This window comes from Halodurantibacterium flavum, from assembly GCF_042681825.1.
In the GTDB taxonomy this organism is placed as follows: Bacteria; Pseudomonadota; Alphaproteobacteria; order Rhodobacterales; family Rhodobacteraceae; genus Halodurantibacterium; species Halodurantibacterium flavum.
This window is the reverse complement of sequence record NZ_JBHUGH010000011.1, coordinates 74,737-87,218: the sequence shown is the minus strand read 5'-3', so window position 1 is coordinate 87,218 and position 12,482 is coordinate 74,737. Positions and strand designations below refer to the sequence as shown.

At 65.6% G+C, this 12,482-nt stretch carries 11 protein-coding genes; 3 read left to right on the top strand and 8 right to left on the bottom strand.

Annotation, left to right across the window (positions count from 1 at the left end; genetic code table 11):
- The first annotated feature begins 87 nt into the window (after positions 1 to 87).
- A complete protein-coding gene (locus ACFSGJ_RS14620) occupies positions 88 to 807 on the top strand; it encodes a sugar transferase (RefSeq protein ID WP_390263344.1) in 720 nt (239 codons plus the stop codon).
- Between the two features lie 36 nt (positions 808 to 843).
- On the opposite strand, the gene ACFSGJ_RS14615 is transcribed toward ACFSGJ_RS14620, so the two are convergent.
- The gene (locus ACFSGJ_RS14615) at positions 844 to 3,189 is read right to left on the bottom strand and encodes a Tex family protein (RefSeq protein ID WP_390263342.1); all 2,346 of its coding nucleotides are present in this window, start codon (positions 3,187 to 3,189) and stop codon (positions 844 to 846) included.
- Positions 3,190 to 3,301: 112 nt separating this feature from the next.
- Positions 3,302 to 3,424, bottom strand: a complete 123-nt coding sequence (locus ACFSGJ_RS14610; protein ID WP_390263479.1) for a hypothetical protein — start codon at positions 3,422 to 3,424, stop codon at positions 3,302 to 3,304.
- On the opposite strand from ACFSGJ_RS14610, the gene ACFSGJ_RS14605 reads away from it, so the two are divergent.
- Both ACFSGJ_RS14605 and bfr read left to right on the top strand, forming a co-directional pair.
- Positions 3,396 to 3,629, top strand: a complete 234-nt coding sequence (locus ACFSGJ_RS14605) for a (2Fe-2S)-binding protein (protein WP_390263464.1) — start codon at positions 3,396 to 3,398, stop codon at positions 3,627 to 3,629. The two genes, ACFSGJ_RS14610 and ACFSGJ_RS14605, sit on opposite strands and share 29 nt — an antisense overlap.
- A complete protein-coding gene (gene bfr / locus ACFSGJ_RS14600; protein WP_390263340.1) occupies positions 3,577 to 4,062 on the top strand; it encodes a bacterioferritin in 486 nt (161 codons plus the stop codon). The genes ACFSGJ_RS14605 and bfr overlap by 53 nt, the downstream gene beginning before the upstream one ends.
- A gap of 98 nt (positions 4,063 to 4,160) precedes the next feature.
- Here the strand turns inward: bfr and hflX are convergent, their stop codons facing one another.
- The 6 genes from hflX to ACFSGJ_RS14570 form a co-directional block, all read right to left on the bottom strand.
- Positions 4,161 to 5,414, bottom strand: coding sequence for a GTPase HflX (hflX, locus tag ACFSGJ_RS14595; RefSeq protein ID WP_390263337.1), 1,254 nt, complete (start codon positions 5,412 to 5,414; stop codon positions 4,161 to 4,163).
- Between the two features lie 29 nt (positions 5,415 to 5,443).
- Complete coding sequence (hfq, locus tag ACFSGJ_RS14590; RefSeq protein WP_377399701.1) at positions 5,444 to 5,677, bottom strand: RNA chaperone Hfq; 234 nt, start codon at positions 5,675 to 5,677, stop codon at positions 5,444 to 5,446.
- 178 nt (positions 5,678 to 5,855) lie between these two features.
- Positions 5,856 to 7,370, bottom strand: coding sequence for a TrkH family potassium uptake protein (locus tag ACFSGJ_RS14585; RefSeq protein ID WP_390263334.1), 1,515 nt, complete (start codon positions 7,368 to 7,370; stop codon positions 5,856 to 5,858).
- Between the two features lie 2 nt (positions 7,371 to 7,372).
- The gene (gene trkA / locus ACFSGJ_RS14580) at positions 7,373 to 8,749 is read right to left on the bottom strand and encodes a Trk system potassium transporter TrkA (protein WP_390263331.1); all 1,377 of its coding nucleotides are present in this window, start codon (positions 8,747 to 8,749) and stop codon (positions 7,373 to 7,375) included.
- Between the two features lie 66 nt (positions 8,750 to 8,815).
- Entirely contained in the window at positions 8,816 to 10,213 is a 1,398-nt protein-coding gene (gene ntrX, locus ACFSGJ_RS14575) for a nitrogen assimilation response regulator NtrX (RefSeq protein ID WP_390263328.1), read from the bottom strand.
- Positions 10,214 to 10,222: 9 nt separating this feature from the next.
- Complete coding sequence (locus ACFSGJ_RS14570) at positions 10,223 to 12,472, bottom strand: sensor histidine kinase NtrY-like (protein ID WP_390263326.1); 2,250 nt, start codon at positions 12,470 to 12,472, stop codon at positions 10,223 to 10,225.
- Positions 12,473 to 12,482: the final 10 nt, after the last annotated feature.

The window sequence follows — 12,482 nt, the reverse complement described above, 5'->3', positions numbered from 1 at the left end:
GCGAAGGCTCGCCCGTTAGCGATTCGTTAAGGAAAGTGCCGCACAACCATAGCGTGCAACCCGAATGGACGCCGAAGCGAGGGCAGAATGTCCCGACTTGCCGATCCTGCGGGGCTTCCGCTCGAACTGGCGGCAGCACCCGTTCATAGACCCGCCATCGCGGGCTTCTATCGCCGGCACGGAAAACGGTGCCTCGACCTCCTTCTGGTGGTCGGGGCATTGCCGTTTCTGCTGCCGGTCGTCCTCTTGCTCGCCATGATGGTCCGGATGGGCGGCGGCCCCGCCTTTTACGCGCAACCCCGGGTCGGGCGCGGGGGGCGGCTGTTCCACTGCTGGAAACTGCGCACCATGCACCCGGATGCCGAGGCAATGCTTGCCGACCACCTGCGCCATGACCCGCAGGCGGCAGCCGACTGGACCGCCCGGCAAAAGCTGGTGAGCGACCCGAGGATCACCCGGCTCGGTGCGATCCTGCGCCGCTTCAGCCTCGATGAATTACCCCAGATCTGGAATGTCCTGCGTGGGGACATGAGCCTGATCGGCCCGCGCCCCTTCACGCCGGCGCAACGGGCCCTTTATCATTCGGCGCAGGCGAAACTTATGGCGCAGCCGCATCCCGCCGATCCACCCTATTACCGGATGCGACCCGGATTGACGGGTGCCTGGCAGGTCGGCCCCCGGCAGGACAGCAGCTTTGCCGACCGGGCGCCCTATGATGCGCAATATTGGGAAACCCTCAGCCTTGGGGCCGATCTGCGGATTCTCTTGCAGACCGTCGGCGTCGTGCTGCGCGGGCGGGGCACCTGATACCCCGCCCTGCGCTGCATCCCGCTGGCGATCCCGTTATCGTCGGCGCATCGCGTCAAGCAGCGCAGCGCCCAATGCGCCCGGCGCGCCCTCATCGGATCGTGCCGCAGCCTGCGTCGGACGGGCCGCCTTGCCACCGGCGCGCGGATCGGGCTTCGAGGGTTTCTCACCCTGGGCCGGCCTACCTGCCGTCGCACCGGCGCCCCTGTCGGCATCCTTGCGCATCGAGAGACCGATCCGCTTGCGCGCCACATCCACCTCGACCACCCGGACCTTGACCACATCCCCGGCCTTCACGACTTCATGCGGGTCCTTCACGAACCGGTCGGCGAGTTGGGAGACATGGACAAGCCCGTCCTGATGCACCCCGATATCCACAAAGGCGCCGAAGGCCGCGACATTGGTGACCGTGCCCTCCAGCAGCATCCCGGGCCGCAGATCGCCGACTTCGTCCACGCCCTCGGCAAAGCTTGCCGTTCGGAATCCGGGGCGCGGGTCGCGACCGGGCTTTTCGAGCTCAGAAAGGATATCGCGCACGGTTGGCAGGCCAAAGCGGTCATCGACAAAGCTCTGCGGGTCAAGCGCGCGCAACCGCTCCGGGTCGGACATCACACTGCGGAGGTCGCGTCCGCAGACCTTGATGATGCGCCGCGCAAGGCCGTAGGCCTCCGGGTGGACGGCCGAGGCGTCAAGCGGCTCTGCCCCGCCCGGGATGCGCAGAAAGCCAGCGCATTGCTCGAAGGTCCGCTTGCCCAGCCGCGGGACCAACAGAATGTCCTTTCGTGTCGCAAAGGCGCCCTGCGCGTCACGATAGGCCACAATGGCTTCGGCCAGCGACGGCCCGAGCCCCGCAACGCGCGCAAGCAGCGGCGCCGAAGCGGTGTTGAGATCGACGCCCACCGCGTTCACCGCATCCTCGACCACAGCCTCCAGCGACCGGGCCAGACGGTATTGATCCACGTCATGCTGATACTGCCCCACCCCGATCGACTTGGGCTCGATCTTCACAAGTTCCGCCAGCGGGTCCTGCAGACGCCGCGCAATCGACACCGCCCCGCGAAGCGATACGTCGAGATCCGGGAACTCTGCCGCGGCAAGCGGAGAGGCGGAATAGACCGATGCGCCTGCCTCTGACACGATCACCTTGGTCGGGCGCGGCGCAGGCAGGGCCGAAAGAAGGTCGGCCACCATCTTTTCCGTCTCTCGGCTGGCCGTTCCGTTGCCGATGGCGATCAGCTCCACCCCGTGACGCCGGATCAGCGCGGCAAGCTCGGCCTGCGCGCCCCGCAGGTCGTTGCGCGGCTGGAACGGATAGACCGTCGAAGTCGCAAGCAGTTTTCCGGTCGCATCGACCACGGCCACCTTCACGCCGGTCCTGATCCCCGGATCGAGCCCCATCGTCACGCGGCTTCCGGCGGGTGCGGCCAAAAGCAGGTCCTTCAGGTTGCGGGCAAAGACGCGGATCGCCTCGGCCTCGGCCCTGTCCCGCAGTTCCGCCATCAGATCGAGGCCGAGCGACAGCCGCAGCTTGACGCGCCATGTCCAGCCCGCCACGTCCGAAAGCCAGCGGTCCCCCGGTCCCGCCGTGCCGACCCCCAGCGCCGAGCGCACCATTCTCTCGGCCGGGGCCTGTCCCGCCGGGGCGTCGGCATCGACCTCCAGATCGAGCGCCAGAAAACCCTCGTTCCGCCCCCGCAGCATCGCAAGCGCGCGATGGCTCGGCACCGTCGCCCAACGCTCCGAATGGGCGAAATAGTCGGAAAACTTGGCGCCCTCAGCCTCTTTGCCCGCAAGAACCGTGGCGCGGAGGACCGCCGCCTGCCGCATGTGATCGCGCAGGCGCCCCAGAAGTGCCGCATCTTCCGCAAGTCCTTCGGCGATGATGTCCCGCGCGCCGTCCAGCGCCGCCTTGGTATCCGGCACGGCCTCGGACAGATAGCCCGCAGCCAGCGCCTGCGGATCGGCGGCGCGGTCGTTCAGGATCGCTTCGGCCAGCGGTTCCAGCCCGTTTTCGCGCGCAATCGTCGCGCGGGTCCGCCGCTTGGGTTTGTAGGGAAGGTAGATATCCTCCAGCTCGGCCTTGGTGACGGCCGCTGCGATGCTGGCGCGCAGCTCGTCCGTCAGCTTGCCCTGTTCCCCGATCGAGCCAAGGATCGAGGCCCGCCGTGCCTCCAGTTCCCGCAGATAGCCAAGCCGTTCGGCAAGCGTGCGAAGCTGCGTGTCATCAAGGCCGCCCGTGACCTCTTTGCGGTAGCGCGCGACGAAGGGCACGGTCGCGCCTTCATCCAGCAGCGTGACCGCCGCGATCACCTGATCGGGGCGCGCCCCGATCTCTTGGGCAATGATGCGGGGAATACGTCGGGCAGGGTCTTCGGGGGTCATCGGTTTCCGGTTCGCTGACAAGAGCGGCCACCATACCCCCTCTGAAAGGGAAGGCGCAAGAATTCGTGATAGCCGAGCAAACAAGTCGGAATTGACAGTCCGACAAAAATGGTCAGATTGGCGGGGACAGGAAACGGGAGCAGGCCATGATCGTGTGCCACTGCATGTCGATCACCGACAACGAGATCCGGGCCGCCGTCGACTGGATGCGCGCCTCGGACAGCGAGACGATCATCACCCCGGGAAAGGTGTACCGCGCCCTCGGCAAAAGGCCCGACTGCGGCGGTTGCCTGCCTCTCTTCCTTGACACCATGCGCAGATGTGACAGCTTGGAGGTACCCATGAACCTCCGCGGCTTGCGCCGCGTGTCAAACACAGGAAGACGAAATGAAGGGCGATCCGCAGGTTATCGAGTACCTGAACGCAGCACTCCGGAGTGAGTTGACCGCCGTCAGCCAGTACTGGCTGCATTACCGTTTGCAGGAAGACTGGGGCTTTGGCCGTCTGGCCCGCAAGTCGCGCGCGGAAAGCATCGAAGAGATGAACCACGCCGACAAGCTGATCCAGCGCATCATCTTCCTGGAGGGCCACCCGAACCTGCAGAAGCTCGACCCGCTGCGGATCGGCCAGAACCTGCTCGAAACGCTGGAGGCAGACCTTGCCGCCGAGCACGATGCCCGCAACCTCTATATCGAGGCGCGCGATCACTGCGAGAAAGTCGGCGACTATGTCTCCAAGGTCCTGTTCGAGGAACTGATCGCCGATGAGGAAGGGCATATCGACTATCTCGAAACCCAGATCGACCTGCATGGCAAGCTGGGCGACGAGCGCTATGGCCTGCTGAACGCCCTGCCCGCCGACGAAGCAGAGTAAAAACACGAAGGGGGAAGGCGCAATGGCGCTCTCCCCCTCACGGCTGACCGGCGGACGGTCAAACCCGGGCGCCAGCCGCCCCTAAGCGCCAGCCACCCCTAAAGATCACGAAAGCGCTTTTCCTGCCGCGCGGTCCAGCGCAACTCAAGCTGATAGCCCGTATCGTCCTGCGCCTCGCTTTCGACGACGCCCTCTTCGTGCAGCCATGCGCGGCGCCGTCCGTCCTCGAAGCCGAGGTGCAGGCTGCGGCTGAACTTCTCCTCGTCCAGCAGTTCCGACACGAGATCGAGGAGTTCCGGCGTCCCCTCGCCTGTCAGGGCCGAGATGGCGCAGATCCGCTCGGACCGGGCAGCCTGAACCTCCAGCGCGGATCGCGCCTCGCCGGTCACGAGGTCGAGCTTGTTCCAGACCTCGATCTGCGTGACATTCTCGGCCACGCCCAGTTCGGCCAGAATATCCGCCACGTCCTGCGCCTGTTCCGCCGTTTCGGGATGGGCGATGTCGCGCACATGCAGGATGAGGTCGGCCTCCAGCACCTCTTCCAGCGTCGCACGGAACGCCGCGACAAGCTGCGTCGGCAGGTCCGAGATGAAGCCCACCGTATCCGACAGGATCACCTTGCGCCCCGACGGCAGCGTCACACCCCGCATCGTCGGATCGAGCGTCGCGAAAAGCATGTCCTTGGCCAGAACCTCGGCGCCCGTCATGCGATTGAACAGCGTCGACTTGCCCGCGTTGGTGTAGCCGACCAGCGCCACGACCGGAAACGGCACCTTCTTGCGGGCCGCGCGATGCAGTTCCCGGGTCTTGACCACCTTGGCAAGCTGGCGCCGGATGCGCGTCACCGCCTCGTCGATGGCACGGCGGTCGGCCTCGATCTGCGTCTCGCCGGGACCGCCGACAAAGCCAAGGCCACCCCGCTGACGTTCAAGGTGCGTCCAGGCGCGGACAAGCCGCGTCCGCTGGTATGAGAGCGCGGCAAGTTCAACCTGCAGCACGCCTTCCCGGGTCCGCGCGCGGTCGGCAAAGATTTCGAGGATCAGGCCGGTGCGGTCCAGAAGCTTGACGCCCCATTCCTTTTCCAGGTTGCGCTGCTGGACGGGGCTTACCGGCCCGTCCACCAGAACCAGCGTCACCTCCAGCGCCTCGATCCGGGCTTTCAGCTCCTCGACCTTGCCCGACCCGAAGAGGTGCCCGGGATGGACCTGCGGCAGACGCACGATCTCGGCGCCCGCCACCTCCAGCCCCGGCAGTGCCGCGGCAAGAGAAACGGCCTCGGCCAGCCCATGTTCAGGCAGCCGACGATCGCGGTCGGATTTTATGTCGGGATGCAGGACGAGGGCGCGGGTCACGCCGCCCTGCCCGTTATCTATGGGATCGGTCAGTCTTCGGCCTCATACAGGCTGATGGGTTGCCCGGGCATGATGGTGGAAATCGCGTGCTTGTAGACAAGCTGCGATTGCCCGTCCCTGCGCAGCAGGACGCAAAAGTTGTCAAACCAGGTGATCACGCCCTGAAGCTTGACCCCGTTGATCAGAAAGATCGTGACCGGAATCTTTGCCTTGCGAACGTGATTCAGAAATGCGTCCTGCAAATTCTGCTTGTCAGAGGCCATTGCTTTGCCTTTTTTGTTGTGCCTTCACTCGCCTTGTCCCGGCGTCTCGTTGCCGGGCCGTCCCTCACCCGTGGCCAGCCAAATGGGCAGGCAAAGCGATTATGCTGCGCCTTAGCATCAGATTCCAGCCCCAAATCCGCGCTTTGCACGTTCTGCCGCGATGCGGCATCGGACGACGCTAGTTACGCCAGGTCACGGGGGCAAGCAAGGCGATCATGGCAAGCGTTTCCAGCCGTCCCAGAACCATCGCCGCCGCCAGGACCGCCTTGGCGCTGCTGCCGAGCGTCGCATAGCTGAGCGCCGCATCGCCCGCGACGGTTGCAAGCGGCCCGGTGGTCGAAAGCGCCGCGATGCTGAAGATCAGGGCGGGCTCAAAGCTCAGCCCTGTCAGGGCCAGCGCGCCCACGACGACGCCAATCGAGGCGGCAAAAAGCATGAAGAACACCCAGGCCGCCTGCGCGCCTTCACGCCTCAGCCGTCGCTCTGCCGGGCCTGCCCCGCCGATCGAGGACGGGAAGACCAGCCGCTCCAGCTCTCGCTCGGCGTGGCGCGACAGCGCATAGACCCGCAACAGTTTCACGCCGCCCGCGGTCGTCGCGATGCCGCCGCCCATCATCGCAAGACCAAGGAGGATGAGCCCGGGCGATCGCAGCCCCGACCAGACGCGTGCCTCCGCCCAGTCGGCCGAGACGAACCCGTTGGTGGTAAGGAACGAAAGCGTCGTGAAGAGGCTCCCCCAGGCGGCGCTCAGCGCGAAGGGCAGATCGCCCGGCTCGGCATCGTCGAGCGTCGCAAACCAGTGCCGCAGGAAAAGAACCGCAGGAACGACGACAAGGATCAGGAGCCCGAGCCGGATTTCGGGATCGCGGTGCGTCGGTTGCATCCCCACAAGGGGCGCCGCAGGCCAGAACCTGCGCGACAGCGCCAGAAGCATGGCCGCAAAAACAAGCATTTCGCCAGCCACGCCCGCCTGCGCACGTTCAAGACCCAGAACCGGTGAGATGCCGCTGGTCGAGATGGTGGACATCGCGTGGCAGGCCGCGACGAGCGAGCGTTCCCCGGCGATCAGCAAGGCGATCCAGAGCAGGAGGGTGAGCCCGCCGTAGACCGGAAAGAGCACGCGCGAATAGCGCCAGAGCCGCGCCGAGGGATCGGCGATCCGGACGATCTGCGTCGTGCCCACGGCGCCCCGCCCGGCCGAGGCGCCCGTCGCGACCTCGAACCCGCCGAGGTTCAGCGGCGCGAGCACGGCGACCGCCGCCAGAAGGATAAAGAACCCCCCGCCCCAGCCCACCAGCGCCCGCCACAGATGCACGCTGGACGGCAGACGGCGGGGTGTGTCGAAGATCGTGGCGCCGGTCGTGGTGAAGCTCGACACCATCTCGAACCAGACGTTCAGAAAGGTCGTGTCTGGCACCGCCTGCTGGAACGGCACGGCGAACATCAGCGGCAAAAGCAGATAGGCGCCCAGAAGCGTCGCCAGATGGGCCCGGGCCAGATCGCGCGGTTCACGGTTGGCGGTCGCAATGCCCACCATCACGGTCAGGACGAGAAACATCGTGCCGGAGTAGAAGAACGAGCGCGCGGAAAGATAATCGCGCGCCGCGAACCCCTGGGCGGCCGGCACATACATCGCCACCGCCCCGATTCCCATCAGGATCACCGGCAGCGGCAGGTCCAGAAGGCGGCGCATCGTCAGAAATAGTCGATGGAGACCTGCAACAGGCGCTCCACCTCGGGGATATCGGCGGCCATCGCGAAAAGGGCGATGATATCGCCTTCCTCTATGCGGCTGTCCCCCGACGGCTTGATCAGCTTGCCCTGCCGCAGGATTGCACCCACCAGAACGCCTTCCGGAAAGTCGATGTCGCGGATCTCCTGCCCGGCGAGCGGTGAGGTCGACAGGACCTGCGCCTCGATCACCTCGGCCTCGGCATCGCCGATGGAATAGATCGCCCGGACACGCCCATGCCGGATGTGGCGCAGGATCGAGGAAACGGTTGTGGCGCGCGGGTTGATATAGGCGTCGATATCGAGCGGCCCCATCAGCGGCACCAGCGTCGGGTCGTTCACCAGCGCGATGGCCATCGCCCCGCCCGCCGACTTGGCCCGCACGGCGGCAAGCATGTTCGTCTTGTCGTCATCGGTCACGACCAGAACGGCGTCGGCGCGTTCGACATTCGCCTCTTGCAGCAGGTCGATGTTCATCCCGTCGCCATGCAGCACGATGGTGCGTTCCAGCGCATCGGCGGCACGTTCGGCGCGGGCGCGGTCCTTCTCGATCATCTTGACGCGCACCCGCTGAGTCCGGCGCTCCAGCGCCTGGGCGACCGCAAGCCCGACATTCCCGCCCCCGATGATGACCAGCCGCTCCTGCTTCTTGTTGGTCTTGCCGAATATCTCGAGCGCGCGGTTCACGTCCTCGGTATCGGTGAAGACATAGATCTGGTCGCCGGCAAACAGCTGGTCATTCGCCTCGGGCGCGAAAAGCGTGCCGTCACGCCGGACCCCCACCACGATGGCACGCAGCGTGGAAAAGAGATCGTTGAGCTGCCGAAGCGGCGTGTTCAGGACCGGGCAATCCTCATCCAGCGCGATCCCCAGAAGCTGCGCCCGGCCGCCCATGAAGCTTTCGGTGTCAAAGGCAGCCGGCGCGGCCAGTCGCTGAAGCGCGGCTTCGGCCACCTCTCGTTCGGGGCTGATGATCACGTCGATCGGCAGATGTTCGCGCCGGTAGAGGTCGGAATAGATCGCGTCCAGATAGCTCTGGGACCGGATTCGCGCGATCTTGCGCGTGATGTCGAAGACCGAATGGGCCACCTGGCAGGTGACCATGTTCACCTCATCGGAATAGGTCGCGGCAATGATCATGTCCGCGTCCCGGGCACCGGCCTTTTCAAGCACGTCAGGATGGCTTGCAAAACCCGCGATGCCCTGCACGTCAAGCGTGTCGGCGGCGCGGCGGACCAGTTCCACGTTGTTATCGACGACGGTGACGTCGTTCTTTTCGCCCGAAAGATGGCGGGCGATCTGCCAGCCGACCTGCCCGGCGCCACAGATGATTACCTTCATGCGATGCAGGTCCCTTGCGGTTCAGCCTTCTGCATCGCAGAACCGGCGCGCCGGGTCAATCGCGCCCTATTCGTCTTCGATTAGCACCAGCCGGCCGCTGGACTTGGTGCCGGTCGCGACGCCCAGCGACTTGAGCTTGCGATGGAGCGCCGAACGTTCCATCCCGACGAAAGAGGCCGTCCGGCTGATATTGCCCCCGAACCTGTTTATCTGGGTCAGCAGATATTCCCGCTCGAACAGTTCCCGCGCTTCGCGCAGGGGCAGCGTTGCAAGGCCACCGCCCAGAACGATACGGCCTTCGCCCGCCGCCGGTTCTTCCTGACCCGGCAGATCGCGCGGCTCGATCGGGCCGGTGCTGTCGCCAAGGATCAGGGCGCGTTCGATCACATTGCGTAGCTGGCGCACGTTTCCGGGCCAGGTCATCGTCTGCAGGACCGCCTGCGCTTCGGGGCTGATCTGACGCAGCGGCAGGCCCTGCGACTTGTTGAAATACTCGATGAAGTGCCGGGCCAGTTCCGGCACATCCTCGCGCCGTTCCTCAAGGGCGGGCACCTGCACCGGGACCACGTTCAGCCGGTCATAGAGTTCCTGACGGACCCGACCGGCGGCGATCTCTGCCTTGAGGTTGCGCGTCGTGGAGGAGATCACGCGCAGATCGACCCGCACCCTGTCCGCGCCCCCCACACGCGTAAAGGTCTGGTCGACCAGCACCCGCAGGATCTTTGACTGCGTCCCGGGGGGCATGTCGGCCACCTCGTCGAAATAGATCACGCCGCCATGGGCCTGTTCCAGAAGGCCGGGTTCGATCCCGCGTTCGGGGGTTTCGCGGCCGAACAGCACCTCTTCCATCCGCTCCGGCTCGATCGAGGCGGAAGAGACGGTGACAAAGGGCCCGCCCGCACGTGCCGAATTGGCGTGGATATAGCGGGCCGCGACCTCTTTTCCGGAACCGGACGGGCCGCTCAGCATCACACGGCCATTCGATTTGGTGACCTTGTCGAGCTGCGCCTTGAGCGTGCGGAACGCGGCCGAGACCCCCACCATTTCGGAGGACGTCAGGTCGCGGCGGCGCAGTTCCGAGTTTTCCCGCCGCAACCGCGACGTCTCCATCGCACGGCGGATCACGACCAGCAACTGGTCTATGTTGAAGGGTTTTTCGATGAAGTCATAGGCACCCTGCTTGATCGCGGCGACCGCGATCTCGATATTGCCATGGCCCGATATGATGACCACCGGAATGTCGGGATTGTCACGCTTGACAGTCTTCAGGATGTCGATCCCGTCCATCCGGCTGTCCTTGAGCCAGATGTCGAGGATGATCAACCCCGGCGCCTCGGCGTTGATCGCGGCCGCGCATTCGTCCGAATTGGCGGCAAGGCGGGTCGAAAACCCCTCGTCCCGCAGGATGTCGCCGATCAGTTCGCGGATGTCGCGCTCATCGTCAACGATCAGGATATCGCTCATTCCGTTCCTCTATACCGCTTTCCTTAGTGTCTTTTCCCGGCGCCGCAGCCGCGGCAGCCGGATTTCCGCCATCGCACCGGGACGGTCGCTGCCACCATAGACAGGGGCGTCGGCGAGGATCAGCGTCCCGCCATGTTCCTCGATGATCTTGCGCACGATGGGCAGGCCGAGGCCGGTGCCCTTTTCCCGCGTCGTCACATAGGGTTCGAACAGGCGCGCGCGGTCTTCCGGCAGACCCACGCCATTGTCCATCACCCGGATGACCAGCATGTCGTCGCCACCATCGAGCGTCACGCGAACCTCGGGGCGATAGCCTTCGGGCGCACCCGCTTCGGTCAGGGTCTCGATCGCCTCGCCCGCGTTCTTGATCAGGTTGCCGAGCGCCTGAGAGATCATCGTCGCGTCGATCTCGACCACGATCTCGCCGGGCGGAAGTTCGGCCGTGAGTTGCGCCCCGTGCAGCGCCCCTTCCTGCAGGACCACCGCATCGCGGGCCAGCTTGACGATGTCATGGCTGCGCCGGTCGGGTTCCGGCATACGGGCGAATTTGGAAAACTCGTCCACGATGCGGCGCAGGTCATTGGTCTGACGGATGATGACATCCGAAAGCTGTTCGAGGTCCGGCGCCTGATCCCCGACCGCAAGGCGGAACTTGCGCTTGATGCGTTCCGCCGAAAGCTGGATCGGCGTCAGCGGGTTCTTGATTTCATGGGCGATCCGCCGCGCGACATCGCCCCATGCCGCCATCCGCTGCGCACTGACAAGGTCGGTCACATCGTCGAATACGACCACATGCCCCTCGTCGCCATTCGCCTCGGCGCGGCGCACGGCCATGCGCACCAGCAGGTTTTCCAACCGTCCGGCACGCGACAGGCGCAGCTCTTCCTGCGCCGCCGGCTGTCCGCTTTCCTGCAGGCGTTCGAGCAGCGGGGCAAACTCCGGCACCGCCTCGGCCAGATGGCGCCCCTCGACCCCGTCCGGAAGCTCCAGCAGGCGCAACGCCGAGGGGTTTGCGAATTCGATCCCGCCCGCGGCATCAAGCCCGATCACCCCCGCCGTCACCGATGACAGGACGGAATCGAACAGGCGCCGCCGTTCCTCGATCTGGCGGGTATTGTCCAGCAGCGTGGCGCGTTGATGACGGAGTTGTCTGGTCATCTCATTGAAGGCGCGACCCAAGGTGGCGATCTCGTCATCGCTTTTTTCCTCGGGCACCTGCTGGTTCAGGTCGCCATCGCCCACACGTTCGGCCGCCGCCGCAAGACGCCCCACGGGCCGCGCCAGCCGTTCCGCCAGCCATAGCCCCGCCCAGATCGAGGCGAGGATCAGGATGACCGCGAAACCAAGGTAGAGAAGCGCGAATTCGAACATCAGCCGCCCGCGCTCCCGCTCCAGCTGCTGATAAAGCCGGGCGGATTCCTGCGTGTCGTCCAAGAGGCTCAGGATCGAGGCATCGACGGTGCGCGAGACATAGAGGTAGCGATCCACAAACTCCGGCAGCCGCGCCAGTGCCCGGAACTCGGATGCGGTCCAGTCCTCGATGATGACGATCTCGCCCGCATCGGCGCGCGCGATCTCGGCCGCCGTCGGCTCCTCGAAATCAAAGAGATAGGACCGTTCGCCCCGGGCGCGGATCTCGCCCGCCCCGTCGATCACGAAGGCTTCGCGCAGGCCCCGCTGGATCTGCGCCTGACCTTGGGTCAGCAACTGGCGCAAATCGCCATCGGACATGAAGTAGCTCGCGCGCCGCGCCGATACCAGGTAGCCGGCAAGCGCCTGCGTGTCCTGCGTCAGGTCGCGACGGTGTTCGCCCTCATAGGCTTCGGCCGCGGCGAGCGATGCGCCGACCACCTGTCGCACGCGGTCCGAAAACCATCCCTCAAGCCCGATATTGATCGTGAAGACCGCAAAGACGGCGACAAGAACCGTGGGAACCAGCGCGACGCTGGCAAAGATCCCGGTCAGCCGCAGGTGGAGCCGCGAGCCGGCAGATCTGCGGCGCCGGTCGGCGATCATCCGGGCCACCCGCGACAGCACCAGCGTCGCGACCAGCAGGATATAGACCAGATCCGCAAGGACGATCAGCCGCAATGCCATCGAGGAAGTGCCGCGCCCGAACGGTCCAAAGGCATAGAGCGTGGCGGCCACCAGAACCGGCGCCAGCAGCACAAGGCCCAGCGTGAGGCCGTTCTGAACCCTTCGCATCCGACGCAAGCGGTCGATCTGCTGCCAGGTCAATATGCGTCCGGCCCGTTGCACCGGCCCTGCC

Bases quoted from the DNA above. Each gene is read 5' to 3' on its own strand.
- ACFSGJ_RS14620 (WP_390263344.1), top strand. From the start codon at position 88: ATGTCCCGACTTGCCGATCCTGCGGGGCTTCCGCTCGAACTGGCGGCA.
- ACFSGJ_RS14615 (WP_390263342.1), bottom strand. From the start codon at position 3,189: ATGACCCCCGAAGACCCTGCCCGACGTATTCCCCGCATCATTGCCCAA.
- ACFSGJ_RS14605 (WP_390263464.1), top strand. From the start codon at position 3,396: ATGCGCGCCTCGGACAGCGAGACGATCATCACCCCGGGAAAGGTGTAC.
- ACFSGJ_RS14610 (WP_390263479.1), bottom strand. From the start codon at position 3,424: ATGATCGTCTCGCTGTCCGAGGCGCGCATCCAGTCGACGGCGGCCCGG.
- bfr (WP_390263340.1), top strand. From the start codon at position 3,577: ATGAAGGGCGATCCGCAGGTTATCGAGTACCTGAACGCAGCACTCCGG.
- hfq (WP_377399701.1), bottom strand. From the start codon at position 5,677: ATGGCCTCTGACAAGCAGAATTTGCAGGACGCATTTCTGAATCACGTT.
- ACFSGJ_RS14585 (WP_390263334.1), bottom strand. From the start codon at position 7,370: ATGCGCCGCCTTCTGGACCTGCCGCTGCCGGTGATCCTGATGGGAATC.
- trkA (WP_390263331.1), bottom strand. From the start codon at position 8,749: ATGAAGGTAATCATCTGTGGCGCCGGGCAGGTCGGCTGGCAGATCGCC.
- ntrX (WP_390263328.1), bottom strand. From the start codon at position 10,213: ATGAGCGATATCCTGATCGTTGACGATGAGCGCGACATCCGCGAACTG.